Origin of the sequence: Enterobacter cloacae complex sp. CARB60 (assembly GCF_036487345.1) — a bacterium.
Classification (GTDB): domain Bacteria; phylum Pseudomonadota; class Gammaproteobacteria; order Enterobacterales; family Enterobacteriaceae; genus Enterobacter; species Enterobacter asburiae_D.
The window spans coordinates 391855-418234 of sequence record NZ_JAZKLC010000002.1; the positions used below are offsets into that span (position 1 = coordinate 391855).

At 53.3% G+C, this 26380-nt stretch carries 24 protein-coding genes and 2 tRNA genes; 20 read left to right on the forward strand and 6 right to left on the reverse strand.

Going from position 1 to position 26380, the window contains the following annotated elements; genetic code table 11:
• Window positions 1-166: 166 nt before the first annotated feature.
• The gene (gene ispB / locus V4835_RS02895) at window positions 167-1138 is read right to left on the reverse strand and encodes an octaprenyl diphosphate synthase (protein WP_063143580.1); all 972 of its coding nucleotides are present in this window, start codon (window positions 1136-1138) and stop codon (window positions 167-169) included.
• Window positions 1139-1395: 257 nt separating this feature from the next.
• Between ispB and rplU the strand changes: the two genes are divergently transcribed.
• From rplU to cgtA, 4 genes are all read left to right on the forward strand, one after another.
• Window positions 1396-1707 carry a 50S ribosomal protein L21 gene (gene rplU / locus V4835_RS02900; RefSeq protein WP_003025032.1) on the forward strand — a complete coding sequence of 104 codons (312 nt, stop codon included), beginning with the start codon at window positions 1396-1398 and terminating at the stop codon, window positions 1705-1707.
• Between the two features lie 19 nt (window positions 1708-1726).
• Window positions 1727-1984: a 50S ribosomal protein L27 gene (gene rpmA / locus V4835_RS02905; protein ID WP_004385076.1), complete on the forward strand. Its 258-nt coding sequence runs from the start codon at window positions 1727-1729 to the stop codon at window positions 1982-1984.
• Between the two features lie 95 nt (window positions 1985-2079).
• The gene (locus tag V4835_RS02910; RefSeq protein ID WP_063143579.1) at window positions 2080-3045 is read left to right on the forward strand and encodes a DMT family transporter; all 966 of its coding nucleotides are present in this window, start codon (window positions 2080-2082) and stop codon (window positions 3043-3045) included.
• Between the two features lie 15 nt (window positions 3046-3060).
• Complete coding sequence (gene cgtA, locus V4835_RS02915) at window positions 3061-4236, forward strand: Obg family GTPase CgtA (RefSeq protein WP_063143578.1); 1176 nt, start codon at window positions 3061-3063, stop codon at window positions 4234-4236.
• 34 nt (window positions 4237-4270) lie between these two features.
• Here the strand turns inward: cgtA and pmrB are convergent, their stop codons facing one another.
• Genes pmrB through dacB form a run of 3 tightly spaced genes read right to left on the reverse strand, consistent with a single transcriptional unit; the run spans window position 4271 to window position 7409 of the window.
• Window positions 4271-5314: a two-component system sensor histidine kinase PmrB gene (gene pmrB, locus V4835_RS02920; protein WP_331411143.1), complete on the reverse strand. Its 1044-nt coding sequence runs from the start codon at window positions 5312-5314 to the stop codon at window positions 4271-4273.
• Entirely contained in the window at window positions 5311-5973 is a 663-nt protein-coding gene (gene pmrA / locus V4835_RS02925; RefSeq protein ID WP_024906362.1) for a two-component system response regulator PmrA, read from the reverse strand. The genes pmrB and pmrA overlap by 4 nt, the downstream gene beginning before the upstream one ends.
• 2 nt (window positions 5974-5975) lie before the next feature.
• Window positions 5976-7409 carry a serine-type D-Ala-D-Ala carboxypeptidase gene (gene dacB / locus V4835_RS02930; RefSeq protein WP_063143576.1) on the reverse strand — a complete coding sequence of 478 codons (1434 nt, stop codon included), beginning with the start codon at window positions 7407-7409 and terminating at the stop codon, window positions 5976-5978.
• Between the two features lie 228 nt (window positions 7410-7637).
• Here dacB and greA point away from each other — a divergent pair, with 228 nt between their 5' ends.
• Complete coding sequence (greA, locus tag V4835_RS02935) at window positions 7638-8114, forward strand: transcription elongation factor GreA (RefSeq protein WP_014171793.1); 477 nt, start codon at window positions 7638-7640, stop codon at window positions 8112-8114.
• A 151-nt stretch (window positions 8115-8265) separates the two neighbouring features.
• Here the strand turns inward: greA and yhbY are convergent, their stop codons facing one another.
• On the reverse strand, window positions 8266-8559 hold the full coding sequence (yhbY, locus tag V4835_RS02940; protein ID WP_032614629.1) for a ribosome assembly RNA-binding protein YhbY: 294 nt from the start codon (window positions 8557-8559) through the stop codon (window positions 8266-8268).
• 127 nt (window positions 8560-8686) lie between these two features.
• Between yhbY and rlmE the strand changes: the two genes are divergently transcribed.
• The 6 genes from rlmE (at window position 8687) to V4835_RS02970 (ending at window position 14279) form a co-directional block, all read left to right on the forward strand.
• Entirely contained in the window at window positions 8687-9313 is a 627-nt protein-coding gene (gene rlmE, locus V4835_RS02945) for a 23S rRNA (uridine(2552)-2'-O)-methyltransferase RlmE (protein ID WP_010436004.1), read from the forward strand.
• A 102-nt stretch (window positions 9314-9415) separates the two neighbouring features.
• On the forward strand, window positions 9416-11350 hold the full coding sequence (gene ftsH, locus V4835_RS02950; protein ID WP_010436002.1) for an ATP-dependent zinc metalloprotease FtsH: 1935 nt from the start codon (window positions 9416-9418) through the stop codon (window positions 11348-11350).
• Window positions 11351-11448: 98 nt separating this feature from the next.
• Complete coding sequence (folP, locus tag V4835_RS02955; RefSeq protein WP_024906364.1) at window positions 11449-12297, forward strand: dihydropteroate synthase; 849 nt, start codon at window positions 11449-11451, stop codon at window positions 12295-12297.
• Entirely contained in the window at window positions 12290-13627 is a 1338-nt protein-coding gene (glmM, locus tag V4835_RS02960) for a phosphoglucosamine mutase (protein WP_331411144.1), read from the forward strand. Before folP ends, glmM begins: the two co-directional genes overlap by 8 nt.
• A 223-nt stretch (window positions 13628-13850) precedes the next feature.
• Window positions 13851-14183: a preprotein translocase subunit SecG gene (gene secG / locus V4835_RS02965; RefSeq protein WP_023333590.1), complete on the forward strand. Its 333-nt coding sequence runs from the start codon at window positions 13851-13853 to the stop codon at window positions 14181-14183.
• 9 nt (window positions 14184-14192) lie between these two features.
• Window positions 14193-14279 (forward strand) — tRNA-Leu (locus V4835_RS02970).
• A gap of 184 nt (window positions 14280-14463) precedes the next feature.
• On the opposite strand, the gene argG is transcribed toward V4835_RS02970, so the two are convergent.
• Window positions 14464-15810 (reverse strand): argininosuccinate synthase, encoded by a 1347-nt coding sequence (gene argG / locus V4835_RS02975; RefSeq protein WP_331411145.1) that lies wholly within the window; start codon window positions 15808-15810, stop codon window positions 14464-14466.
• A 287-nt stretch (window positions 15811-16097) separates the two neighbouring features.
• On the opposite strand from argG, the gene V4835_RS02980 reads away from it, so the two are divergent.
• From V4835_RS02980 to nlpI, 9 genes are all read left to right on the forward strand, one after another.
• Window positions 16098-16174 (forward strand) — tRNA-Met (locus tag V4835_RS02980).
• 207 nt (window positions 16175-16381) lie between these two features.
• Window positions 16382-16834, forward strand: coding sequence for a ribosome maturation factor RimP (gene rimP / locus V4835_RS02985; RefSeq protein ID WP_032639709.1), 453 nt, complete (start codon window positions 16382-16384; stop codon window positions 16832-16834).
• 28 nt (window positions 16835-16862) lie between these two features.
• Entirely contained in the window at window positions 16863-18365 is a 1503-nt protein-coding gene (gene nusA / locus V4835_RS02990) for a transcription termination factor NusA (RefSeq protein WP_063143573.1), read from the forward strand.
• 24 nt (window positions 18366-18389) lie between these two features.
• Window positions 18390-21077 carry a translation initiation factor IF-2 gene (gene infB / locus V4835_RS02995; RefSeq protein ID WP_063143572.1) on the forward strand — a complete coding sequence of 896 codons (2688 nt, stop codon included), beginning with the start codon at window positions 18390-18392 and terminating at the stop codon, window positions 21075-21077.
• Window positions 21078-21183: 106 nt separating this feature from the next.
• The gene (gene rbfA / locus V4835_RS03000; RefSeq protein ID WP_003024988.1) at window positions 21184-21588 is read left to right on the forward strand and encodes a 30S ribosome-binding factor RbfA; all 405 of its coding nucleotides are present in this window, start codon (window positions 21184-21186) and stop codon (window positions 21586-21588) included.
• Entirely contained in the window at window positions 21588-22538 is a 951-nt protein-coding gene (gene truB / locus V4835_RS03005; protein WP_331411146.1) for a tRNA pseudouridine(55) synthase TruB, read from the forward strand. The genes rbfA and truB overlap by 1 nt, the downstream gene beginning before the upstream one ends.
• A 154-nt stretch (window positions 22539-22692) precedes the next feature.
• The gene (gene rpsO, locus V4835_RS03010) at window positions 22693-22962 is read left to right on the forward strand and encodes a 30S ribosomal protein S15 (RefSeq protein ID WP_003861789.1); all 270 of its coding nucleotides are present in this window, start codon (window positions 22693-22695) and stop codon (window positions 22960-22962) included.
• Window positions 22963-23204: 242 nt separating this feature from the next.
• Entirely contained in the window at window positions 23205-25343 is a 2139-nt protein-coding gene (gene pnp, locus V4835_RS03015) for a polyribonucleotide nucleotidyltransferase (RefSeq protein ID WP_442877304.1), read from the forward strand.
• A gap of 108 nt (window positions 25344-25451) precedes the next feature.
• A complete protein-coding gene (gene nlpI, locus V4835_RS03020) occupies window positions 25452-26336 on the forward strand; it encodes a lipoprotein NlpI (RefSeq protein WP_331411147.1) in 885 nt (294 codons plus the stop codon).
• The last annotated feature ends 44 nt before the right edge of the window (window positions 26337-26380 follow it).

The following is a 26380-nucleotide window of genomic DNA, read 5'->3' on the forward strand; positions in this document are numbered from 1 at the left end:
CCATTTCAAACTCTTGTTCTAAAAAGTTCGCGTTACTTGAAGGGATATTCAGAATAAGACACGCCTTTATTCATGCGGTCTCTAAACCGATGAATTTACATGAAGGCGGAATTTACAGGTGTGTACTGGAATCTCCCCGCTATGGTCGCGGGGAGAAACAAGGGGATTAACGGTCGCGCTGAACGGCGATGTGGGCAAGACCAATTAGCGCATCGCGCCATGGGCTGTCGGGAATGACCTGGAGAGCTTCGATGGCTTTGTCGGCTTCTTCTTCCGCACGCTGACGCGTCCATTCCAGCGATCCGCAGATAGCCATAGTTTCCAGAACAGGTTCCAGAAGATGGCGGCCATTTCCCTGCTCGATCGCTTCACGGATCATTTTCGCCTGATCGGCCGTTCCGTTGCGCATGGCGTGAAGCAGCGGCAGGGTCGGTTTGCCTTCGTTCAGGTCATCACCCACGTTTTTGCCGAGCGTCTCGCCGTCCGCACTGTAGTCCAGCAAATCATCAATCAGCTGGAATGCCGTACCCAGATAGCGGCCATAGTCCTGCAGGCCTTTTTCCTGGGCTTCGGTACAGTCAGCCAGAATGCCGGAACACTGGGCTGCCGCTTCAAACAGGCGCGCAGTTTTGCTGTAGATGACGCGCATGTAGTTTTCTTCGGTGATGTCAGGGTCGTTGACGTTCATCAGCTGCAGCACTTCGCCTTCAGCAATGACGTTTACGGCTTCGGACATCACTTCCAGCACTTTCAGGGAGCCCAGACTGGTCATCATCTGGAAGGCGCGGGTATAGATAAAATCCCCCACCAGTACGCTGGCTGCGTTCCCGAAAGCGGCGTTTGCCGTGGCTTTGCCACGACGCATATCCGATTCATCCACCACATCGTCATGCAGAAGCGTCGCCGTGTGAATAAATTCGATGAGCGCTGCGATACTGATGTGAGCATTTCCCTGATAACCAACGGCTCTGGCAGCCAGAATGGCGATCATCGGACGAATGCGTTTACCGCCGCCGCTGACGATGTAATAGCCCAACTGATTGATCAGCTGAACGTCAGAGTTGAGTTGCTCCAGGATTGCTGCATTCACACCCGCCATATCTTGCGCGGTTAACTCGTTGATTTTTTCTAAATTCATCGCAAAAGCCGGGCTTTTTATCCTGTTGATCCCATCTTCAATGGGGTAACGAAGGGTTTCGGTTTATCAATAGTAGTGCTGATTGTACTGAAAAAACGGCACAGATAAACGTTACCGTACGTGTTGTGTTTTTTTTCTTCATGTATTGACGGTAGCACTTGTCAAAGGCTCGCGTTTTGCGTAATATTCGCGCCCTATTGTGAATATTTATAGCGCACTCTGAATCATACGAGGACGTGCGCGGAAGCGGAGTTTATATGTACGCGGTTTTCCAAAGTGGTGGTAAACAACACCGAGTAAGCGAAGGTCAGACCGTTCGCCTGGAAAAGCTGGACATCGCAACTGGCGAATCTGTTGAGTTCGCAGAAGTTCTGATGATCGCAAACGGTGAAGAAGTCAAAATCGGCGTTCCTTTCGTTGATGGCGGCGTTATCAAAGCTGAAGTTGTTGCACACGGTCGTGGCGAGAAAGTTAAAATCGTTAAGTTTCGTCGTCGTAAGCACTACCGTAAGCAGCAGGGCCACCGTCAGTGGTTCACTGATGTGAAAATTACTGGCATCAGCGCCTAAGACCTGAGGAGAGATTTAAATGGCACATAAAAAGGCTGGCGGCTCCACACGTAACGGTCGCGATTCAGAAGCTAAACGCCTTGGCGTTAAGCGTTTCGGTGGCGAATCCGTTCTGGCGGGTAGCATCATCGTTCGTCAACGTGGTACCAAATTCCACGCTGGCAACAACGTAGGTTGCGGTCGTGACCACACTCTGTTTGCTAAAGCAGACGGTAAAGTGAAATTTGAAGTTAAAGGCCCGAACAACCGTAAATACATCAGCATCGTTGCTGAGTAAGGTTTTCTCGGTCCGGTAACGGATTAAAGCCCCGCAACGTGTTGCGGGGCTTTTTACATTGGAAACCCGGAAAATTTTCTGTAGGGAAAACGGGCATGAAGCAGCAGGCCGGCATGGGTATTCTTTTGGCGCTCACCACCGCAATGTGCTGGGGTGCGTTGCCAATTGCAATGAAGCAGGTACTGGAAGTGATGGAGCCGCCTACGGTGGTCTTTTATCGCTTTCTGATGGCAAGCATCGGCCTCGGGGCCATTCTGGCTATCAAAGGTAAGCTCCCATCGCTACAGCTCTTTCGTAAACCGCGCTGGCTGGTATTGCTGGCTATTGCGACGGGCGGTCTGTTCGGTAACTTCATCCTGTTCAGCTCTTCCCTGCAATATCTCAGCCCCACGGCGTCGCAGGTGATAGGTCAGCTTTCACCGGTGGGCATGATGGTCGCCAGCGTCTTTATCCTCAAGGAGAAGATGCGCGGTACGCAGATTATCGGGGCGAGCATGCTGTTGTGCGGTCTGGTGATGTTCTTCAACACCAGTCTGATAGAGATTTTTACCCGCCTGACGGATTACACATGGGGTGTCATTTTCGGTGTGGGGGCAGCAACGGTCTGGGTGAGCTATGGCGTCGCACAAAAGGTGTTATTGCGTCGACTTGCCTCACAGCAGATCCTCTTTTTACTGTACACTTTGTGTACAATAGCATTGCTGCCATTAGCAAAGCCGGGCGTGATTACCCAGCTTAGCGACTGGCAACTGGCGTGCCTCATTTTTTGTGGGCTGAACACGCTGGTCGGTTATGGTGCGCTGGCTGAGGCAATGGCGCGCTGGCAGGCAGCGCAAGTGAGCGCGTTAATTACGCTGACTCCGCTGTTTACGCTGTTATTTTCAGATTTGTTATCAATGGCCTGGCCCGATGTCTTCGTCAAGCCGATGCTCAACCTGTTGGGTTATCTCGGTGCGTTTGTCGTGGTTGCGGGCGCGATGTATTCCGCCATTGGTCATCGTCTTTGGGGACGTTGGCGCAAAAATGAAGCGGTTGTAGTAGTCCCCCGCTCAGGCGAATGAGTTACGGAGAGTAAAATGAAGTTTGTTGATGAAGCGACGATCCTGGTCGTGGCTGGTGATGGCGGCAATGGTTGCGTAAGCTTCCGCCGTGAAAAGTATATCCCACGTGGCGGTCCTGATGGCGGCGACGGCGGGGATGGTGGTGACGTGTGGCTGGAGGCGGATGAAAACCTCAACACGCTGATCGACTACCGTTTCGAAAAATCTTTCCGTGCCGAGCGCGGCCAGAACGGCCAGAGCCGTGACTGTACGGGTAAACGTGGTAAAGACGTCAACATCAAGGTTCCGGTCGGTACGCGTGTGATTGACCAGGGCACCGGTGAAACCATGGGTGATATGACCAAACACGGTCAGCGCCTGCTGGTTGCTAAAGGTGGCTGGCACGGTCTCGGTAACAGCCGTTTTAAATCATCGGTTAACCGTGCTCCGCGTCAGAAAACCATGGGGACACCGGGCGATACGCGCGAGCTGCAGCTGGAGCTGATGCTTCTGGCAGACGTGGGTATGCTGGGTATGCCTAACGCCGGTAAATCGACGTTTATCCGTGCTGTATCAGCCGCGAAGCCAAAAGTGGCGGATTATCCGTTTACGACGCTGGTGCCAAGCCTGGGCGTTGTTCGTATGGACCACGAAAAGAGCTTTGTGGTTGCTGATATCCCTGGTTTGATCGAGGGCGCAGCTGAAGGCGCAGGACTGGGTATTCGCTTCCTGAAACACCTTGAGCGCTGCCGCGTATTGCTGCACATCGTTGATATTAATCCAATCGATGAGTCCGATCCGGTCGAAAACGCCCGTATCATCATCGGTGAACTTGAAAAATACAGCGAAAAACTCGCAGGTAAGCCACGCTGGCTGGTCTTTAACAAGATCGACCTGATGGATAAAGCCGAAGCTGAAGCAAAAGCGAAAGCGATTGCTGAAGCGATGGGTTGGGAAGATAAATACTACCTGATCTCTGCGGCAAGCCAGGTTGGCGTGAAGGATCTGTGCTGGGATGTGATGACCTTTATCATCGAGAACCCAATCGTTCAGGCGGAAGAAGCGAAGCAGCCTGAAAAAGTCGAATTCATGTGGGATGACTACCACCGCCAGCAGCTCGAAGAGCTGGAAGGTGAAGAGGATGATGAAGACTGGGACGATGACTGGGATGAAGACGACGAAGAAGGCGTCGAGTTCATCTACAAGCACTAATATCTGTCTAAAGCCCCCATTATGGGGGCTTTTTTTATTCCAGCGTTGAGGGCAACCAGCAGCTGGCGATTAAGCCGCCTTCAGCACCATTCTTAAGCGTCAACCTGCCGTGGTGGAGTTGCACGATACGCTGCACGATGCTCAGGCCCAGACCGCTGCCTCCGTAGCGCTGGTCAAGACGGCGGAATGGCTCGGTAATTGACTGTCGGTGCGCTTCATCAATACCAGGACCCTGATCGATAACGCTGATCTGCGTTCCACCCTCGACCTCGGTTAATGTCACCGTAATCGTTGTCCCAGATGGGCTGTAACGCCCGGCATTCTCAAGCAGGTTGCGCAGCATCAGGCGCAGGAGCACGGCGTCTCCCTGTACCGTGAGCGCGCTTTTAGCGGGCCAAATCACCTTATGCTCTTTGGCTTCATGCCCCAGGCCGAGAGGTTCAATGATATTTTCCGTCCAGCTCACGGTTTCGTAGTGGCCGCTCGCCATTGCCTGTCCGGCACGGGCCAGCATCAGCAGTTGCTCAACGGTATGCATGAGCTGATCGATACGGCTAATCAGCGTTGCGGCCTGAGGCGCGCCTGACTGCGCCATGAGCTCAAGATGAAGCCGGATACCGGCAAGAGGCGTTCGAAGCTCGTGTGCGGCGTCAGCGGTGAAGAGACGCTCCTGCTGAATGGTATTGTCCAGCCGGGCGAGCAGCTGGTTCAGGGAGGTTGTCACCGCGCCGATTTCTTCCATGTCGGAATACATGGGAAGCGGAGTTAAGTTATCCGCCGAGCGGTTAGCCAGGCTGTCACGCAGTTTATTCAGCGGTCGGGTTATCCAGGTGACCGCCCAGAATGAAAACAGCAGCGTGAAACCGACCATCACCAGAGAAGGGACGAGAAGAGAAGCAATCGCCTCGCGGATCTCTTTCTCGACATGGTTATTGCGGGCTTTTGCCGACAGCGTTTCACTGACCAGAAAACCAATCTGCTCGCGGCTTTCATGCCACAGCCAGATGACGCTTATCAGCTGGAAAAATAACAGAATGACCGCCAGCAGCACCATCAAACGCCGACGCATGCTGTTCATTTCTGGCTCTCAAGGCGATAGCCAACGCCACGGACGGTTTTGATTCTGTCCTTGCCGAGCTTGCGACGCAGGTTGTGAATGTGCACTTCAAGGGTATTGGACCCCGGATCGTCCTGCCAGGAGTAAATATCCTGCTGGAGCGTTTCTCTGTGTACCGTTTGCCCGCTGCGCATGATCAGACGCGTAAGCAAGGCGAACTCTTTTGGCGTCACCTCTACCGCCTGATCCTGGCGCAGTACCTGCTGGGTTTGCAGATTCAGCGTAATATCGCCGTCGGTCAGTAAGTTATCACTATGGCCCTGATAGCGGCGAATCAACGCTCGCACCCGTGCCTGCAGTTCCGCAAGCGCAAAAGGCTTCACCAGATAATCATCTGCGCCTGCATCGAGGCCGGTGATACGATCCTCAATGGCATCGCGTGCCGTCAGGATCAATACCGGGTTGGCGATGCCGCGGCGTCGCCACTGGCTGAGCAGCGTGGCGCCGTCTTTATCAGGCAAGCCCAAATCGAGGATCACCAGACTGTATTCGCCGCTTTGAATCAGGGCGTCCGCCTCCGCTGCGGTGCCGGCACAGTCGAGGGCATACCCTTCATTGGCCAGCCCCAGCGCCAGCCCTTCCTGCAATAACAGATCGTCTTCAACTATGAGTAGTTTCATCGCTAGTTATTCTGGTAGATGTCCTTATAAAGCCTGCTTTCGAAGCGAACGAGCGGAATACGACGATTGCGCTGGTCGGTCGGTTCGACGGCATAGCCGGAAAGATACTGCACGAATGCCATGCGTTGTCCGCTGGCGGTAGTGATGAAGCCTGCAAGGTTGTAAACCCCCTGCAGTGAGCCTGTTTTCGCGGATACTTTGCCATCCACACCGGCAGCGTGAAGCCCGGCGCGGTACTGCAGTGAACCGTCATGCCCGGCCAGCGGCAGCATTGAAATAAAGTTTAGCTCAGTGTCGTGCTGAGCAATGTACTGAAGCACCTGCATCATCGTGGCCGGGGAGATCAAATTATGACGCGATAATCCGGAGCCATCGACCGCGATGGTATTACCCAGCTCGATCCCGGCCTGCTGGCGCAGGATCTGACGAACGGCGTCTGAACCCGCGCGCCAGGTGCCCGGCACGCCGAAACGTGCGTGACCAATCATACGGAATACGGTGTCGGCAATCATGTTGTCAGACTTTTTCAGCATGATTCGCAGTAAATCGTGCAGCGGCGGAGACTGTTTGCTGGCGATGACCGTACCGGGCTGGTTGACCTGCGTCTGGCGAAGCAGCGTGCCGGAGTAGGTTATTCCCGCCTGTTTCAGTTCATCTTTCAGAATCGCGCCCGCGTAGCTTGCACCGTCCTGTATCGCAAAGGCCAGCGGCAGCGGATCGGCGCGCTGCGTCAGACAGCCGGTAAGCGTGAAGCGGTTAAGATCGCCTGGCACGACGTCCAGCTCACAATATTGCGCGTCCGGGGAGCCTTTCGCCAGCGTGCGGACCTGGCTAAACATCGTGACCGGGTAGTAGGACGCTATGCGGATAAACGCTAAATCATCTGGCTTTGGCGCGCTGTAAAGCGAAACCGAGAAGCAGTTACGGTCGATAATCGCGGCGGCGGGCGGGGCGCTAAAGCACTGGGTCATGTCGTTCCACGGCCAGCCAGGGGCTTTATCGTGGCTGGCAAAGATGGACGTGTCGATCAGCACATTACCATCAATTTTCTGCACGCCAGATTTTTTCAGCACCGCAACCATATTGCGGATATCCTGGCGCTTAAAGGTCGGATCGCCGCCGAAACGGGCGATAAGATCGCCTTTCAGTTCACCACCTTCGACGTTACCTCTGGTCTCGAGCGTGGTTGTAAAACGGAAGTCAGGCCCGAGCTGGAGCAGGGCGGCGAGGGCAGTGATCACCTTTTGGGTACTGGCAGGCAGGGCCATCTGTTGACTGTGATAGTCAATCTCGGGAGCCTGTGCGCCAACCTTCTGCACCATCAGGGCAAGGTTCGCGCCTGCGGGGAGCTGATTAATGTACTCATCAACATTCGCGGCCTGGGCGGTGAACGTTATACTGGTAGTCAATCCGATGATAAATCTGGAAAATCGCATAATCTCGCGCTAACAACCCGAAAACAAACCGTCATACTACGGTGCATGGCACTGCAAAGTAAACGATGACCCATAGTGAACTTCGCGGTAAAATGCATATCAAATTGAAAAATTGCTGCTGACCTGGGGCATTGCTCCCGGGTCGGTTTTCTTTTTGCTTCTTGCCCGCTTAGGGGGGCAGGAGTAGGGAACACTGCTCCCAACAGGAATGTTTAAGAGGTATAACAAATGCAAGCTATTCCGATGACCTTACGTGGTGCCGAAAAACTGCGCGAAGAGCTGGATTTTCTGAAATCCGTGCGTCGCCCTGAAATCATCGCCGCTATCGCGGATGCGCGCGAGCATGGCGACCTGAAAGAGAATGCTGAATACCACGCCGCGCGTGAGCAGCAGGGCTTCTGTGAAGGGCGTATTAAAGATATCGAAGCAAAACTGTCCAATGCACAGGTTATCGATATCACCAAAATGCCTAACAACGGGCGTGTGATCTTTGGTTCTACGGTGACCGTGCTGAACCTGGACAACGACGAAGAGCAGACCTATCGCATCGTGGGTGATGATGAAGCCGACTTCAAACAGAACCTGATTTCAGTGAACTCTCCGATTGCTCGCGGCCTGATTGGCAAAGAGCAGGACGATGTTGTCACCATCCGCACCCCTGGCGGTGAAGTGGAATACGAAATTATTAAGGTTGAATACCTGTAATTCGCTTCTCTACTAAGATGTTGATACATTGTAAAGAAAAGAAAAAGGCCGCATAGCGGCCTTTTATCAACTCAAGGAGCATGGCATTTTGCTCGCCTGCTGACAGAAATCCCTCGTTTCACACAGAAAATGTGTTTGATTCAGGATATCCTTAGCGTGGCAGCGAGATTTTGCGCTCTTTAGATGGGCGATAGAGCACCAGCGTTTTACCGATGACCTGTACATTACAGGCGCCGGTTTCGCGCACGATGGCTTCCACGATCAAGGTTTTAGTGTCTCTGTCTTCAGAGGCGATTTTCACCTTGATCAGCTCGTGGTGTTCCAGCGCTTGTTCAATCTCGGCAAGCACCCCTTCGGTCAAACCATTGTTGCCAAGCATGACTACAGGCTTGAGCGGATGTGCCAGACCTTTAAGGTGCTGTTTTTGTTTAGTACTCAGATTCATCGTATATTTTTGCTTACGTTGGGATTGAAAACGGTTCATTCTACCGCCATCTCCCTTATATCGCCAAATAGCAGCGTAGAAATTTACGTCAAAAGTAGGCAACGATGAACCCGGACGGAAAAGTTAAATGACAGGTAAAAAGCGTTCTGCCAGTTCCAGCCGCTGGCTTCAGGAACACTTTAGCGATAAATATGTTCTGCAGGCGCAGAAAAAGGGGTTACGTTCCCGCGCCTGGTTTAAACTTGATGAAATACAGCAAAGTGACAAACTTTTTAAGCCGGGGATGACGGTTGTCGACCTCGGTGCGGCACCTGGCGGATGGTCCCAGTATGCGGTAACGCAGATTGGCGGAGCGGGTCGAATCATCGCATGCGATCTTTTACCAATGGATCCCATCGTCGGTGTCGACTTCCTTCAGGGCGATTTTCGTGATGAATTAGTGCTGAAAGCGTTACTTGAACGTGTGGGTGACAGTAAGGTTCAGGTTGTCATGTCTGATATGGCACCAAATATGTGTGGAACACCGGCGGTGGATATCCCCCGCGGCATGTATCTGGTGGAGCTAGCGTTAGAAATGTGTCGTGATGTACTAGCGCCTGGTGGTAGTTTTGTTGTGAAGGTGTTTCAGGGCGAAGGTTTCGAGGAGTATCTTAAGGAAATTCGCTCCCTGTTTGCGAAGGTTAAAGTTCGTAAGCCGGACTCTTCCCGGGCCCGTTCCCGTGAAGTGTATATTGTAGCGACCGGGCGAAAATGATAACCGGTAGATTTCAGGCGAAAGTTTGAATGAAACTGGATATAGAGTATCCTGACGCTGTTTTTAACACAGTTGTAATGTGAGGTTAATCCCTTGAGTGACATGGCGAAAAACCTAATTCTCTGGCTGGTCATTGCCGTCGTGCTGATGTCAGTATTCCAGAGCTTTGGGCCCAGCGAGTCGAATGGCCGCAAGGTGGATTATTCTACCTTCCTGCAGGAGGTCAATCAGGACCAGGTTCGCGAAGCGCGTATCAACGGACGTGAGATCAACGTTACCAAGAAAGATAGTAACCGTTACACGACTTACATCCCGGTGAACGATCCTAAGCTGCTTGATAACCTTCTGACCAAAAACGTCAAGGTGGTTGGCGAGCCGCCAGAAGAACCAAGCCTGCTGGCTTCTATCTTCATTTCCTGGTTCCCGATGCTGCTTCTTATCGGCGTCTGGATCTTCTTTATGCGCCAGATGCAGGGCGGCGGTGGCAAAGGTGCCATGTCGTTCGGTAAAAGCAAGGCGCGTATGTTGACGGAAGACCAGATCAAGACCACATTCGCTGACGTCGCCGGTTGTGACGAAGCGAAAGAAGAAGTGGGTGAACTGGTTGAATACCTGCGTGAACCGAGCCGTTTCCAGAAACTCGGCGGTAAGATCCCGAAAGGCGTGCTGATGGTTGGCCCTCCGGGTACCGGTAAAACCCTGCTGGCGAAAGCCATCGCGGGTGAAGCGAAGGTGCCGTTCTTTACTATTTCAGGTTCTGACTTCGTTGAAATGTTCGTGGGTGTCGGTGCATCTCGTGTGCGTGACATGTTCGAGCAGGCCAAGAAGGCAGCACCGTGCATTATCTTCATCGATGAAATCGACGCCGTAGGCCGCCAGCGTGGCGCAGGTCTGGGCGGTGGTCACGATGAACGTGAACAGACGCTGAACCAGATGCTGGTTGAGATGGACGGCTTCGAAGGTAACGAAGGTATCATCGTTATCGCGGCGACTAACCGTCCGGACGTACTTGACCCTGCGCTGTTGCGTCCAGGCCGTTTCGACCGTCAGGTTGTTGTGGGCCTGCCGGACGTTCGCGGTCGTGAACAGATTCTGAAAGTCCACATGCGTCGCGTACCGCTGGCGCCAGATATCGACGCGGCAATCATTGCGCGCGGTACCCCGGGCTTCTCCGGTGCGGACCTGGCTAACCTGGTCAACGAAGCTGCATTGTTTGCCGCTCGCGGTAACAAGCGCGTCGTATCCATGGTGGAATTTGAGAAAGCGAAAGACAAAATCATGATGGGTGCGGAACGTCGCTCCATGGTGATGACGGAAGCGCAGAAAGAGTCCACGGCATACCACGAAGCGGGTCACGCGATTATCGGTCGCCTGGTGCCGGAACACGATCCGGTGCATAAAGTGACGATTATTCCGCGCGGTCGTGCGCTGGGTGTGACCTTCTTCCTGCCTGAAGGCGACGCAATCAGCGCCAGCCGTCAGAAGCTGGAAAGTCAGATTTCTACCCTGTACGGTGGTCGCCTGGCAGAAGAGATTATCTACGGTGTGGAACATGTTTCTACCGGTGCGTCCAACGACATCAAAGTCGCGACAAACCTGGCGCGTAACATGGTGACGCAGTGGGGCTTCTCCGACAAACTCGGTCCGCTGCTGTATGCAGAGGAAGAGGGTGAAGTATTCCTGGGCCGTTCTGTGGCGAAAGCGAAACATATGTCCGATGAGACGGCTCGTATCATCGACCAGGAAGTAAAATCTCTGGTAGAGCGTAACTATGCACGTGCTCGCCAGATCCTGAACGACAATATGGACATCCTGCATTCGATGAAAGATGCGCTCATGAAATATGAGACCATTGATGCACCGCAGATTGACGACCTGATGGCGCGCCGTGAAGTGCGTCCGCCAGCAGGCTGGGAAGACCCAGGCGCTTCCAATAATTCTGACAACAATGGCACCCCGCGTGCGCCGCGTCCGGTTGATGAACCGCGTACGCCAAACCCGGGCAACACCATGTCAGAACAGTTGGGCGATAAGTAAGTCACTGCTGTTGACGCGTTTGTCTGTACCTCAAACCCTGGAGCTTGCTCCGGGGTTTTTCATTTCTGTTTAACGATATAGATATCAGGGATTTCGCCATGAAATTATTCGCTCAGGACTCGCATCTCGATCTTTCACACCCTCATGTGATGGGGATCCTGAATGTTACCCCTGACTCTTTCTCTGACGGCGGCACGCACAACACGCTTATCGAGGCGGTTAAGCACGCGAATTTAATGATTAATGCGGGTGCCACCATCATTGACGTTGGCGGCGAATCGACGCGTCCTGGTGCGGCGGACGTGTCTGTGGAAGAAGAGCTGGCGCGCGTGGTGCCGGTGGTTGAAGCGATTGCACAGAGATTTGAAGTGTGGATCTCCGTTGATACCTCCAAACCGGAAGTGATTCGTGAAGTGGCGAGAGTGGGCGCTCACATTATTAATGATATTCGCTCACTCACCGAGCCTGGCGCACTCGAAGCTGCGGCAGAAACGGGGTTACCGGTATGCCTGATGCACATGCAGGGTCAGCCGAAAACCATGCAGGAAGCACCGAAGTACGACGATGTCTTTGCCGACGTGAATCGCTTCTTTATTGAGCATATCGCGCGCTGTGAACGTGCTGGTATCCCAAAAGAGAAATTGCTGCTCGACCCGGGGTTCGGTTTCGGTAAAAATCTCTCACACAATTATGCGTTGCTTGCGCGCCTGTCGGAATTCCATCACTTTGGTCTGCCGCTGCTGGTGGGTATGTCGAGAAAGTCGATGATTGGGCAGTTGCTGAACGTGGGGCCGAGCGAACGCCTGAGCGGCAGCCTGGCCTGCGCGGTGATTGCGGCGATGCAGGGTGCGCACATTATTCGTGTCCATGACGTCAAAGAAACAGTAGAAGCCATGCGTGTGGTGGAAGCCACACTGGCAGCGAAGGAAAACAAACGCTATGAGTAATCGTAAATATTTTGGTACCGACGGTATCCGTGGGCGCGTAGGCGATGCTCCCATCACCCCTGATTTTGTCCTGAAGCTCGGCTGGGCTGCTGGCAAGGTACTGGCGCGTCATGGCTCACGTAAAATTATCATCGGTAAAGACACCCGCATTTCCGGCTATATGCTGGAGTCCGCGCTGGAAGCGGGGCTGGCGGCTGCTGGACTTTCCGCTTCCTTTACAGGCCCAATGCCAACGCCTGCGGTTGCGTATCTGACGCGCACCTTCCGTGCGGAAGCGGGGATTGTCATCTCGGCTTCTCACAACCCGTTCTACGACAACGGCATTAAATTCTTCTCCATTGACGGCACCAAGCTCCCGGATGAGGTGGAAGAAGCCATTGAAGCCGAAATGGAAAAAGAGATCACCTGTGTTGATTCCGCAGAGCTGGGTAAAGCGAACCGTATCGTTGATGCTGCGGGTCGCTATATCGAATTCTGTAAAGGCACTTTCCCGAATGAGCTGAGCCTGGCTCACCTCAAAATTGTGGTGGACTGTGCTAACGGTGCGACCTATCACATCGCCCCGAATGTGTTTCGCGAGCTGGGTGCGAAAGTGATCGCCATTGGCTGCGAGCCGGATGGTCTGAACATTAACGAGCAGGTGGGGGCAACTGACGTTCGTGCCCTGCAGGCGCGTGTTCTGGCGGAGAAAGCCGATCTGGGTATTGCGCTGGACGGCGACGGTGACCGCGTGATCATGGTCGACCACGAAGGTAACAAGGTCGACGGCGATCAGATCCTCTATATCATTGCACGTGAAGGTCTGCGTCAGGGACAGCTGCGCGGTGGTGCGGTGGGTACGCTGATGAGTAACATGGGCCTGGAACTGGCGCTGAAACAGCTCGGTATTCCGTTTGTCCGCGCGAAAGTGGGTGACCGCTATGTGCTGGAAAAATTGCAGGAGAAAGGCTGGCGTATCGGTGCTGAGAACTCAGGTCACGTGATCCTGCTCGACAAAACCACCACCGGTGACGGTATTGTGGCCGCGCTGCAGGTGGTTGCCGCGATGGCGCGCAACCACATGAGCCTGCACGATCTGTGCAGCGGAATGAAAATGTTCCCTCAGATCCTGGTAAACGTACGTTTCACAGCCGGTAAAGGCGATCCGCTGGAAAATGAGAACGTTAAAGCGGTGATGGCTGACGTAGAAGCGGCTCTGGGCAATCGTGGACGCGTGCTGCTGCGTAAGTCCGGTACCGAACCGCTAATCCGCGTGATGGTGGAAGGTGAAGACGAAGCGCAGGTAACCGAATTTGCGCACCGTATTGCGGATGCCGTGAAAGCTGCATAATCTTGCACGCTAAATGTTTAAAAAGGCGGCGTTTGCCGCCTTTGTTTTAAGCAATTAATGGCTTTTTGCTGTTTTTTTCCGCAGTTGATACAATGCGTCGAAAATGCCCTTGCGAAGGTGATTCGCTTTGGTTAGTATTCACACCCGCTTCAGTGGGAAACAGAAATCCTGCTAATTGGTCGAAGCATTGGTATGCGGCAAATCCGCAAGGAACAGGTTGATTATGTACGAAGCTCTTTTAGTTATTTTCCTTATTGTAGCCATCGCTCTCGTAGCGCTGATTATGCTGCAGCAAGGTAAAGGCGCTGATATGGGAGCCTCCTTCGGAGCAGGCGCTTCCGGTACGCTGTTTGGTTCAAGTGGTTCTGCGAACTTCATGACCCGCACAACGGCGATTCTGGCTACGCTGTTCTTCATCATCAGCCTGGTGCTTGGCAATATCAACAGCAACAAGACCAGCAAAGGAAGCGAGTGGGAAAATCTGAGCGCGCCAGCGAAAACTGAGCAGACTCAGCCAGCTGCACCGGCTAAGCCAACCAGCGATATCCCGCACTAAGTATTCTGTACCGAGGTGGTGGAATTGGTAGACACGCTACCTTGAGGTGGTAGTGCCCTAACGGGCTTGTGGGTTCGAGTCCCATCCTCGGTACCAATATTCCCGGAAAAAGACGTCGAAAGACGTCTTTTTTTTCGTCTGTAGATTATGTGATGGTTTTGTAGGGCGGGTAAGCGCAGCGCCACCCGCCATTTTGCCAGGTGGCGCTGCGCTTACCGGGCCTACAAAAATCCAAATAAAAAAGGCGTCCATAGGACGCCTTTTTTATTTTATGTGAACGTTACTTCTTATCGCTGTGTTCCAGGTTTTCAACCTGCGGCAGGCCGTTACCGGAGTTCGCGGAGAGCAGGCCATTCTCAACATAGTTGAACAGCTTCTCGCGGGTATCGGTGATGTCCAGGTTACGCATGGTCAACTGGCCAATACGGTCATCCGGAGAGAAGACTGAATCACCTTTCTCCATGGTCAGACGCTCTGCTTTATAGGTCAGGTTGTCAGACACGGTGTTCAGGATGGAGTAGTCGTTACCGCGACGCAGTTCCAGGGTCACTTCACCGGTGATCGCGCTTGCCACCCAACGCTGCAGCGCATCACGCAGCATCAGCGCCTGTGGATCGAACCAGCGGCCCTGATACAGCAGTTTACCCAGCTGACGGCCATGGGAGTGATACTGCTCAATGGTGTCTTCGTTGTGAATACCGGTCAGCAGACGCTCGTAAGCGATGTGCAGCAGTGCCATTCCCGGGGCTTCATAGATGCCACGGCTTTTCGCTTCTATGATGCGGTTTTCAATCTGATCGCTCATGCCCAGACCGTGACGACCGCCAATACGGTTAGCTTCCAGCATCAGCTCAACATCATCAGAGAAGGTTTTACCGTTCAGCGCAACCGGATGGCCGCGTTCGAAACGCACGGTTACTTCTTCAGCCTGGATTTTGACGTTCTCGTCCCAGAACTTCACGCCCATGATAGGGTTAACGATCTTCACGCTGGAGTTCAGGAATTCCAGGTCTTTCGCTTCGTGCGTCGCACCCAGCATGTTGGAGTCGGTGGAATAGGCTTTCTCGACTGACATCTTATAGTCGAAACCACAGGCGATCATAAACTCGGACATCTCATGGCGACCACCCAGCTCGTCGATGAAGTCGGTGTCTAGCCACGGCTTGTAGATCTGCAGCTCGGCGTTGGTCAGCAGGCCATAACGATAGAAACGTTCGATATCGTTACCTTTATAGGTGCTACCGTCACCCCAGATGTTGACGCCGTCTTCTTTCATCGCCGCAACCAGCATGGTGCCGGTGACCGCACGGCCCAGCGGGGTGGTGTTGAAATAGGTCAGGCCGCCGGTGGTGTTATGGAACGCACCACACTGAATAGCCGCGATACCTTCAGCGACCAGTTGCTTACGGCAGTCAATCAGGCGCGCGTTCTCTGCACCATACTCTTTAGCGCGACGAGGAATGGCATCATAGTCGTCCTCATCCGGCTGACCCAGGTTCGCAGTATAGGCATACGGAACCGCTCCCTTCTGGCGCATCCACAGCAGTGCAGCGCTGGTATCCAGGCCACCTGAGAAAGCGATGCCAATACGTTGTCCAACCGGAAGATGCTTGAGAATCGTCGTCATAGAATAAAACCCTGCTTGATTGACTGATTAGAGACCGCTTTCGCTCTCTTGTGCATTTTTATGCAAAATAAGTGAGTATTCATTTAATCATCTTTTGGCGAAGACCGGAAGAGAGTCGTGCGTTTTTTGTAAAAATTTTGGTCTGATCGATCTGGCGGAAGTCGCCTTGACAGGTGGGGTCAACTATCAATATACTAAACGCCGATTTTACGTCCCGTCTTCGGTACCAAATCCCAGCATTATTTGCAAATTCTGTCCAAAACGCGTAGAATTTGCCACGTTTCAGGCGCGGGGTGGAGCAGCCTGGTAGCTCGTCGGGCTCATAACCCGAAGGTCGTCGGTTCAAATCCGGCCCCCGCAACCACTTTCCCATAAAGTTCTTTTTCAAATATACTGTGAAGACTTAGAGCCTTCGTAGCTGGATTTGAAAAAATTCTTTCGGAAAGTGCTCCAGGCCACAGTTGTGGCTATAGGGTTCAGTTATCTAAAGCCCCGATTTATCGGGGTTTTTTGTTATCTGACTACAGAATAACTGGGCTTTACGCCCTTTTTTTATGTCTTGGGGGTGGGCTTGTCCACATTAGAGCAAAAATTAACAGAGATGATTACTGCACCGGTCGAAGCACTGGGCTACGAACTGGTCGGCATCGAATTCGTTCGCGGCCGTACATCGACGCTGCGCATCTATATTGATAGTGAAGATGGCATCAATGTTGATGATTGTGCTGATGTCAGCCACCAGGTGAGTGCGGTTCTTGATGTTGAAGACCCGATTACCGTTGCGTACAACCTGGAAGTTTCCTCACCTGGCCTCGATCGTCCGATGTTCACGGCCGAGCACTATGTGCGCTTTACCGGTGAAGAAGTGGCTCTCGTTCTGCGTATGGCCGTACAGAACCGCCGTAAATGGCAGGGAATTATCAAAGCCGTTGATGGTGAAATGATCACGGTGACAGTCGACGGCAAAGATGAAGTGTTCGCGCTGAGTAATATCCAGAAGGCGAACCTGGTTCCCCACTTTTAACAGTCTGGATTGAGGTGAAAAGCCCGCGATGAACAAAGAAATTTTGGCTGTTGTTGAAGCCGTCTCCAACGAGAAATCACTGCCGCGTGAGAAGATTTTCGAAGCGCTGGAAAGTGCACTGGCTACAGCAACCAAGAAAAAATACGAACAAGAGATCGATGTTCGCGTAGAAATCGATCGTAAAAGCGGTGACTTCGATACATTCCGTCGTTGGGTAATCGTTGAAGAAGTGACCCAGCCGACCAAAGAGATCACGCTGGAAGCCGCCCGTTTTGAAGACGAAAGTCTGAACGTGGGCGAGTACGTTGAAGATCAGATTGAATCTGTCACCTTCGACCGTATCACGACCCAGACCGCTAAACAGGTTATCGTGCAGAAAGTTCGCGAAGCCGAGCGCGCGCTGGTTGTCGATCAGTTCCGCGATCAGGAAGGCGAGATCATCACCGGCGTGGTGAAGAAAGTGAACCGCGACAACATCTCCCTGGAGATCAAATCCGAAGGGTTGCCGGGTAACGCTGAAGCCGTGATCCTGCGTGAAGATATGCTGCCGCGTGAAAACTTCCGTCCAGGCGACCGTATTCGCGGTGTTCTGTACGCCGTTCGCCCTGAAGCGCGTGGTGCACAGCTGTTCGTGACCCGTTCTAAACCAGAAATGCTGGTAGAACTGTTCCGTATCGAAGTACCGGAAATCGGTGAAGAAGTTATCGAGATTAAAGCGGCGGCTCGCGATCCGGGCTCCCGTGCGAAAATTGCGGTGAAAACCAACGACAAGCGTATCGACCCGGTCGGTGCTTGCGTCGGTATGCGCGGTGCGCGCGTTCAGGCAGTTTCTACTGAGCTGGGCGGCGAACGTATTGATATCGTTCTGTGGGATGACAACCCGGCGCAGTTCGTGATCAACGCAATGGCTCCAGCTGATGTGGCGTCTATCGTTGTTGACGAAGACAAACACACCATGGATATCGCTGTTGAAGCGGGCAACCTGGCGCAGGCAATCGGCCGTAACGGTCAGAACGTACGCCTGGCGTCACAGCTGAGCGGCTGGGAACTCAACGTTATGACCGTTGATGACCTGCAGGCTAAGCATCAGGCTGAAGCCCATGCGGCGATCGATACCTTCACTAAATACCTGGATATTGACGAAGACTTCGCCACTGTTCTGGTTGAAGAAGGTTTCTCTACGCTGGAAGAACTGGCCTATGTGCCAATGAAAGAGCTGCTGGAAATTGACGGTCTGGATGAACAGACTGTTGAAGCCCTGCGTGAACGCGCTAAAAACGCACTGACCACCCTGGCGCTGGCTCAGGAAGAAAGCCTTGGCGATAAGAAGCCGGCTGATGACCTGCTGAATCTGGAAGGTCTTGATCGTGCGATTGCGTTCAAGCTGGCTGCCCGTGGTGTTTGTACGCTGGAAGATCTCGCTGAGCAAGGCGTTGATGACCTGGCTGATATCGAAGGTTTAACCGACGAGAAAGCCGGCGAGCTCATCATGGCCGCACGTAATATTTGCTGGTTCGGCGACGAAGCGTAATAAACTGTAGCAGGAAGGAACAGCATGACTGATGTAACTGTAAAATCGCTGGCTGCTGAGATTCAGACCTCCGTGGACCGCCTGGTACAGCAATTTGCTGATGCAGGGATCCCGAAGTCCGCTGATGACTCAGTGACCGCGCAAGAAAAACAAACCTTGTTAACGCACCTGAACCGTGAACACGGTTCTACGCCTGACAAGTTAACGCTGCAGCGCAAAACGCGTAGCACGTTAAACATCCCTGGTACCGGTGGCAAAAGCAAATCGGTACAAATTGAAGTCCGCAAGACGCGCACCTTTGTAAAACGTGATCCGCAAGAGGCAGAACGCCTTGCCGCGGAAGAGCAGGCACAGCGTGAAGCGGAAGAACAAGCTCAGCGTGAGGCGGAAGCAACCGCCAAACGTGAAGCAGAATTAAAAGCTGAACGTGAGGCCGCAGAAAAAGCGAAACGCGACGCAAGTGATAAAGTGAAGCGTGACGCTGCGGAAAAAGACAAAGTGAGCAATCAACAGACAGACGAAATGACCAAAACCGCCCAGGCTGAAAAAGCCCGCCGTGAAAATGAAGCTGCCGAGCTGAAGCGTAAAGCGGAAGAAGAAGCCCGCCGTAAGCTGGAAGAAGAAGCTCGCCGTGTGGCTGAAGAAGCGCGCCGTATGGCAGAAGAAAACGAGAAGAACGGTGTGAATACCGTTGAGCCGACTGAAGACACCAGCGATTATCACGTGACCACTTCTCAGCATGCGCGTCAGGCTGAAGACGACAACGACCGTGAAGTTGAAGGTGGTCGCGGTCGTACTCGCAGTACTAAAGCTGCGCGTCCGGCGAAAAAAGGCAATAAGCACGCTGAGTCCAAAGCTGACCGTGAAGAAGCACGCGCTGCCGTTCGCGGCGGTAAAGGCGGTAAGCGTAAAGGTTCCGCTCTGCAGCAGAGCTTCCAGAAGCCCGCTCAGGCCGTTAACCGTGACGTCGTGATCGGCGAAACCATCACCGTTGGCGATCTGGCGAACAAGATGGCGGTTAAAGGCTCTCAGGTCATCAAAGCGATGATGAAGCTGGGCGCCATGGCAACCATCAACCAGGTCATCGATCAGGAAACCGCACAGCTGGTTGCTGAAGAGATGGGCCATAAAGTTATCCTGCGTCGTGAAAACGAGCTGGAAGAAGCAGTAATGAGCGACCGTGATACAGGCGCTGCGGCTGAACCGCGTGCACCGGTTGTGACCATCATGGGTCACGTTGACCACGGTAAAACCTCTCTGCTTGACTACATTCGTTCTACTAAGGTTGCCTCTGGTGAAGCGGGTGGTATTACCCAGCACATCGGTGCTTACCACGTAGAAACCGAAAACGGCATGATCACCTTCCTGGATACCCCAGGCCACGCAGCGTTTACCTCAATGCGTGCTCGTGGTGCTCAGGCGACGGATATCGTTGTACTGGTTGTTGCAGCAGACGACGGCGTGATGCCACAGACCATCGAAGCTATTCAGCACGCGAAAGCGGCGCAGGTGCCTCTGGTTGTTGCGGTCAACAAAATCGATAAGCCAGAAGCCGATATGGACCGCGTGAAGAACGAACTGTCTCAGTACGGCGTTATGCCGGAAGAGTGGGGCGGTGAAGCGCAGTTCATCCCAGTATCTGCTAAAGCGGGTACCGGTATTGACGACCTGCTGAACGCGATCCTGCTGCAGGCTGAAGTTCTGGAGCTGAAAGCGATCCGTAATGGTATGGCGAGCGGCGCGGTGATCGAGTCCTTCCTGGATAAAGGTCGTGGTCCGGTTGCAACCGTTCTGGTTCGTGAAGGCACGCTGAACAAGGGCGACATCGTTCTGTGTGGCTTCGAATACGGCCGCGTTCGTGCGATGCGTAACGAACTGGGTCAGGAAGTTCTGGAAGCGGGTCCGTCCATTCCAGTAGAAATCCTGGGTCTGTCCGGTGTTCCGGCTGCCGGTGACGAAGTGACCGTTGTGCGTGACGAGAAGAAAGCGCGTGAAGTGGCACTGTACCGTCAGGGCAAATTCCGTGAAGTTAAACTGGCTCGTCAGCAGAAATCTAAACTCGAGAACATGTTTGCCAACATGACCGAGGGCGAAGTTCACGAAGTGAACATCGTTCTGAAAGCTGACGTTCAGGGTTCTGTGGAAGCGATCTCCGACTCCTTGCTGAAACTGTCTACCGACGAAGTGAAAGTGAAGATCATCGGTTCTGGCGTAGGTGGTATCACCGAAACCGACGCTACCCTGGCTGCTGCCTCCAACGCTATCCTGGTTGGCTTCAACGTCCGTGCGGATGCATCTGCGCGTAAAGTGATTGAAGCGGAAAGCTTGGATCTTCGCTACTACTCCGTCATCTATAACCTGATCGACGAAGTGAAAGCAGCGATGAGCGGCATGCTGTCTCCTGAGCTGAAACAGCAGATCATCGGTCTGGCTGAAGTACGTGACGTGTTCAAATCACCGAAATTTGGTGCGATCGCGGGCTGTATGGTTACCGAAGGTAACATCAAGCGTCACAACCCAATCCGCGTACTGCGTGACAACGTGGTTATCTACGAAGGCGAGCTGGAATCCCTGCGCCGCTTCAAAGATGACGTTAACGAAGTCCGTAACGGTATGGAATGTGGTATCGGCGTGAAGAACTACAACGACGTTCGCGTTGGCGATATGATCGAAGTGTTCGAGATCATCGAAATTCAGCGTACCATCGCGTAATCTTCGTCGACAGAAGATTGTTTAGCGTAGGCCGGGTAAGCGAAGCGCCACCCGGCAATAATTTAAAAAAGGGGCTTTAGCCCCTTTTTTGTCTGGAGAATTTATTATGGCGAAAGAATTTGGTCGCCCTCAGCGCGTAGCGCAGGAAATGCAGAAAGAGATCGCGCTCATTCTGCAACGTGAAATTAAAGACCCGCGTGTCGGCATGATGACCACCGTTTCCGGTGTCGAAATGTCCCGCGATCTGGCGTATGCAAAAGTGTTCGTCACCTTCCTGAACGATCAGGACGAAGCGGCAGTGAAAAACGGCATTAAAGCGCTGCAGGAAGCCTCTGGTTTCATCCGCTCCCTGCTTGGCAAAGCGATGCGCCTGCGTATCGTGCCTGAACTGACCTTCTTCTACGACAACTCGCTGGTCGAAGGTATGCGTATGTCCAACCTGGTGACCAGCGTGGTTAAACATGACGATGAGCGTCGTGTTAATCCGGCGGACGACAGCAAGGAGGACTGATGAGTCGTCCTCGTCGTCGCGGTCGCGACGTGCATGGTGTGCTGCTGCTGGATAAACCCCAGGGCGCTTCCAGCAACGACGTGCTGCAAAAAGTTAAGCGTATTTATAACGCCAACCGTGCGGGCCACACCGGCGCGCTCGATCCGCTGGCAACCGGCATGCTGCCGGTCTGCCTGGGAGAGGCGACAAAGTTTTCCCAGTACCTGCTCGACTCCGATAAGCGTTACCGCGTTATCGCTAAACTGGGCCAGCGCACGGATACCTCCGACGCGGACGGTCAGGTAGTGGAAGAGCGCCCGGTGACCTTCAGCGCAGAGCAGCTTGATGCGGCGCTGGAAAGCTTCCGTGGTGACACGATGCAGGTGCCGTCGATGTATTCGGCGCTGAAATATCAGGGCAAGAAGCTCTACGAATATGCGCGCCAGGGCATTGACGTCCCGCGTGAAGCCCGTCCGATAACCGTGTATGAGCTGCTGTTTATTCGCCATGAAGGCGATGAGCTGGAGCTGGAAGTGCACTGTTCGAAAGGCACCTATATTCGCACCATCATCGACGACCTCGGTGAAAAGCTGGGCTGCGGCGCGCATGTGATTTACCTGCGTCGTCTGGCGGTGAGCAAGTACCCGGTGGAGCGGATGGTGACCCTGGAACATCTGCACGCGCTGGTTGAACAGGCGGAAGCGCAGGGGATCGCGCCGGCAGATTTGCTGGATCCATTGCTGATGCCGATGGACAGTCCGGCAGCGGACTTCCCGGTTGTTAATCTTCCTTTAACATCGTCCGTTTACTTTAAGAACGGCAACCCGGTTCGTACGGCGGAAGCGCCGCTGGAAGGACTGGTACGCGTGACCGAAGGTGAAGAAGGGAAATTCATCGGTATGGGCGAAATGGATGGCGAAGGGCGCGTTGCGCCGCGTCGTCTGGTCGTCGAATATCCGGTCGACGCGTGACGGTGATAACGGCTCACCTTGCGATAAGCAGGGGAGACGAGTAGAATATCGCCGCTTAACGCCTGGTAAATTGTTTAACAATCTACGGGGCGTACATTGGATTGCTGAATTAGAGATCGGCATCCTTACATTCTTTATACTTTGGAGTTTGAAAATGTCTCTAAGCGTTGAAGCTAAAGCTAAAATCGTTTCTGAGTTTGGTCGTGGTACTAACGACAGCGGTTCTACCGAAGTTCAGGTTGCACTGCTGACTGCACAGATTAACCACCTGCAGGGTCACTTTGCAGAGCACAAAAAAGATCACCACAGCCGTCGTGGTCTGCTGCGTATGGTTTCTCAGCGTCGTAAACTGCTCGACTACCTGAAACGTAAAGATGTTGCACGCTACACCGCGCTGATCGAGCGTCTGGGTCTGCGTCGCTAAGTCTTGCGAGTTTCAGAAAAGGGGGCCTGATGGCCCCTTTTTTCAACCAGACGGCAGCAATTCACTGGAAACTATTGTATTGTTGCTATAAATGATCTTCATTGCAGAGGTTCGCGCGGCTAATGAGAGGCTTCACCCATGGGGGTGTTGGTTGTCATTAGTCGCGAGGATGCGAAGAAGGTCGGGTTAAATCGACAGCACACCGGTGGTGTGCTGTCAAACATTTAAGAAAGGACAGAACTTTGCTGAATCCGATCGTTCGTAAATTCCAGTATGGTCAACATACCGTCACGCTGGAAACCGGCATGATGGCACGTCAGGCTACTGCTGCCGTTATGGTAAGCATGGATGACACTGCGGTATTCGTTACCGTTGTTGGCCAGAAAAAAGCTAAACCAGGTCAGGACTTCTTCCCGCTGACCGTTAACTACCAGGAGCGTACCTACGCTGCCGGTAAAATCCCGGGTGGTTTCTTCCGTCGTGAAGGCCGTCCAAGCGAAGGCGAAACCCTGATTGCGCGTCTGATTGACCGCCCGGTTCGCCCGCTGTTCCCGGAAGGCTTCGTTAACGAAGTACAGGTTATCGCGACCGTTGTTTCCGTTAACCCACAGGTTAACCCGGACATCGTTGCCATGATCGGCGCATCCGCTGCCCTGTCACTGTCTGGTATTCCATTCAATGGCCCAATCGGTGCCGCGCGCGTTGGCTACATCAACGACCAGTACGTGCTGAACCCAACCCAGGAAGAGCTGAAAGAAAGTAAGCTGGACCTGGTTGTTGCGGGTACTGAAGCCGCTGTGCTGATGGTTGAATCCGAAGCTGAACTGCTGAGCGAAGACCAGATGCTGGGCGCCGTGGTATTTGGCCACGACCAGCAGCAGGTTGTTATTCAGAACATCAACGATCTGGTGAAAGAAGCCGGTAAACCACGTTGGGACTGGCAGCCAGAAGCGGTAAACGACGCGCTGAACGCACGCGTTGCTGCCCTGGCAGAATCTCGCCTGAGCGATGCATACCGTATCACTGACAAACAGGAGCGTTATGCTCAGGTTGACGTGATCAAGTCTGAAACTATCGCGACGCTGGTTGCTGAAGACGAAGCGCTGGACGCTAACGAACTGAGCGACATCCTGCACGCTATCGAGAAAAACGTTGTTCGTAGCCGCGTTCTGGCTGGCGAGCCGCGTATCGATGGCCGCGAAAAAGACATGATCCGCGGTCTGGATGTGCGTACTGGCGTTCTGCCACGTACCCACGGTTCTGCACTGTTCACCCGTGGCGAAACGCAGGCGCTGGTTACCGCGACTCTGGGTACTGCACGTGACGCACAGAACATCGACGAACTGATGGGCGAGCGTACTGACAGCTTCCTGTTCCACTATAACTTCCCTCCGTACTCCGTAGGTGAAACCGGTATGGTGGGTTCGCCTAAGCGTCGTGAAATTGGTCACGGTCGTCTGGCGAAGCGCGGCGTGCTGGCAGTGATGCCAGAAGCGGATAAATTCCCGTACACCGTTCGTGTGGTTTCTGAAATCACCGAATCCAACGGTTCTTCTTCCATGGCTTCCGTGTGTGGCGCATCTCTGGCGCTGATGGATGCAGGCGTGCCGATCAAAGCCGCTGTTGCGGGTATCGCAATGGGCCTGGTGAAAGAAGGCGACAACTTCGTTGTTCTGTCTGACATTCTGGGCGACGAAGACCACCTGGGCGATATGGACTTCAAAGTGGCGGGTTCCCGCGACGGTATCTCTGCACTGCAGATGGATATCAAAATTGAAGGTATCACCAAGGAGATCATGCAGGCTGCTCTGAACCAGGCTAAAGGTGCGCGTCTGCACATCCTGGGCGTGATGGAACAGGCGATTAACGCGCCGCGTGGCGACATTTCTCAGTTCGCTCCACGTATCCACACCATCAAGATCAATCCAGACAAGATCAAAGATGTTATCGGTAAGGGCGGTTCCGTAATCCGTGCGCTGACCGAAGAGACTGGCACCACGATCGAAATCGAAGATGACGGTACTGTGAAGATCGCAGCAACCGACGGCGAGAAAGCGAAATTCGCGATCCGTCGCATCGAAGAAATCACTGCAGAGATCGAAGTGGGTCGCGTCTACGCAGGTAAAGTGACCCGTATCGTTGACTTTGGCGCGTTCGTTGCCATCGGTGGCGGTAAAGAAGGTCTGGTTCACATCTCTCAAATCGCTGACAAGCGCGTTGAGAAAGTGACCGATTACCTGCAGATGGGTCAGGAAGTACCGGTGAAAGTTCTGGAAGTTGATCGCCAGGGCCGTATCCGTCTGAGCATCAAAGAAGCAACCGAGCAGTCTCAGCCAGCTGCTGCGCCAGAAGCACAGGCAGCAGAACAGCAAGGCGAGTAAGTTGCCATTTGCCCTCCGCTTTGCGGAGGGCCTATTATCAGGCAGGACGCCTTGTTAAGCCGCCGGGGGACAGGACGTTCATCCAATAGTTGTCTTCGGGAGTGGGAAATGAAGCCTTTTTTGCGCTGGTGTTTCGTTGCGACAGCTTTAACGCTGGCAGGATGCAGCAACTCTGCCTGGCGTAAGAGCGAAGTCCTCGCAGTGCCATTGCAACCGACTTTGCAGCAAGAAGTGATTCTGGCACGCATGGAACAAATACTTGCCAGTCGGGCTTTAACCGATGAAGAACGCGCACAGCTTTTATATGAGCGCGGAGTGTTGTATGATAGTCTCGGTCTGAGGGCATTGGCGCGAAATGATTTTTCACAAGCGCTGGCTATCCGACCTGATATGCCTGAAGTATTCAATTACTTAGGCATTTATTTAACGCAGGCAGGCAATTTTGATGCTGCCTATGAAGCGTTTGATTCTGTACTTGAGCTTGATCCAACTTACAACTACGCGCACTTGAATCGCGGTATCGCACTGTATTACGGCGGTCGTGATAAGTTAGCGCAAGATGATCTGCTGGCGTTTTATCAAGACGATCCTAATGATCCTTTCCGTAGCCTGTGGCTTTACATCGTTGAGCAGAAGCTCGATGAGAAGCAGGCAAAAGAGGCACTGAAACAGCGCTTCGATAAATCGGACAAGGAACAGTGGGGATGGAACATTGTCGAGTTCTACCTGGGCAACATTAGCGAAGCAACGCTGATGGAACGCCTCAAGGCGGACGCAACGGATAACACCTCGCTCGCTGAGCATCTCAGTGAAACCAACTTCTATTTAGGTAAGTACTACCTAAGTCTGGGGGATATGGACAGCGCTACGGCACTGTTCAAATTAGCGGTTGCTAACAACGTACACAACTTCGTTGAGCACCGTTATGCATTGTTGGAATTATCGCTCTTGGGCCAGGAGCATGACGACCTGGCAGAATCGGACCAGCAATAGCTGACGACATAAACATCAGCCCGTAATCTTTTGATTGCCATCAC

Bases quoted from the DNA above. Each gene is read 5' to 3' on its own strand.
- ispB (WP_063143580.1), bottom strand. From the start codon at position 1,138: ATGAATTTAGAAAAAATCAACGAGTTAACCGCGCAAGATATGGCGGGT.
- rplU (WP_003025032.1), top strand. From the start codon at position 1,396: ATGTACGCGGTTTTCCAAAGTGGTGGTAAACAACACCGAGTAAGCGAA.
- rpmA (WP_004385076.1), top strand. From the start codon at position 1,727: ATGGCACATAAAAAGGCTGGCGGCTCCACACGTAACGGTCGCGATTCA.
- V4835_RS02910 (WP_063143579.1), top strand. From the start codon at position 2,080: ATGAAGCAGCAGGCCGGCATGGGTATTCTTTTGGCGCTCACCACCGCA.
- cgtA (WP_063143578.1), top strand. From the start codon at position 3,061: ATGAAGTTTGTTGATGAAGCGACGATCCTGGTCGTGGCTGGTGATGGC.
- pmrB (WP_331411143.1), bottom strand. From the start codon at position 5,314: ATGAACAGCATGCGTCGGCGTTTGATGGTGCTGCTGGCGGTCATTCTG.
- pmrA (WP_024906362.1), bottom strand. From the start codon at position 5,973: ATGAAACTACTCATAGTTGAAGACGATCTGTTATTGCAGGAAGGGCTG.
- dacB (WP_063143576.1), bottom strand. From the start codon at position 7,409: ATGCGATTTTCCAGATTTATCATCGGATTGACTACCAGTATAACGTTC.
- greA (WP_014171793.1), top strand. From the start codon at position 7,638: ATGCAAGCTATTCCGATGACCTTACGTGGTGCCGAAAAACTGCGCGAA.
- yhbY (WP_032614629.1), bottom strand. From the start codon at position 8,559: ATGAATCTGAGTACTAAACAAAAACAGCACCTTAAAGGTCTGGCACAT.
- rlmE (WP_010436004.1), top strand. From the start codon at position 8,687: ATGACAGGTAAAAAGCGTTCTGCCAGTTCCAGCCGCTGGCTTCAGGAA.
- ftsH (WP_010436002.1), top strand. From the start codon at position 9,416: ATGGCGAAAAACCTAATTCTCTGGCTGGTCATTGCCGTCGTGCTGATG.
- folP (WP_024906364.1), top strand. From the start codon at position 11,449: ATGAAATTATTCGCTCAGGACTCGCATCTCGATCTTTCACACCCTCAT.
- glmM (WP_331411144.1), top strand. From the start codon at position 12,290: ATGAGTAATCGTAAATATTTTGGTACCGACGGTATCCGTGGGCGCGTA.
- secG (WP_023333590.1), top strand. From the start codon at position 13,851: ATGTACGAAGCTCTTTTAGTTATTTTCCTTATTGTAGCCATCGCTCTC.
- argG (WP_331411145.1), bottom strand. From the start codon at position 15,810: ATGACGACGATTCTCAAGCATCTTCCGGTTGGACAACGTATTGGCATC.
- nusA (WP_063143573.1), top strand. From the start codon at position 16,863: ATGAACAAAGAAATTTTGGCTGTTGTTGAAGCCGTCTCCAACGAGAAA.
- infB (WP_063143572.1), top strand. From the start codon at position 18,390: ATGACTGATGTAACTGTAAAATCGCTGGCTGCTGAGATTCAGACCTCC.
- rbfA (WP_003024988.1), top strand. From the start codon at position 21,184: ATGGCGAAAGAATTTGGTCGCCCTCAGCGCGTAGCGCAGGAAATGCAG.
- truB (WP_331411146.1), top strand. From the start codon at position 21,588: ATGAGTCGTCCTCGTCGTCGCGGTCGCGACGTGCATGGTGTGCTGCTG.
- rpsO (WP_003861789.1), top strand. From the start codon at position 22,693: ATGTCTCTAAGCGTTGAAGCTAAAGCTAAAATCGTTTCTGAGTTTGGT.
- nlpI (WP_331411147.1), top strand. From the start codon at position 25,452: ATGAAGCCTTTTTTGCGCTGGTGTTTCGTTGCGACAGCTTTAACGCTG.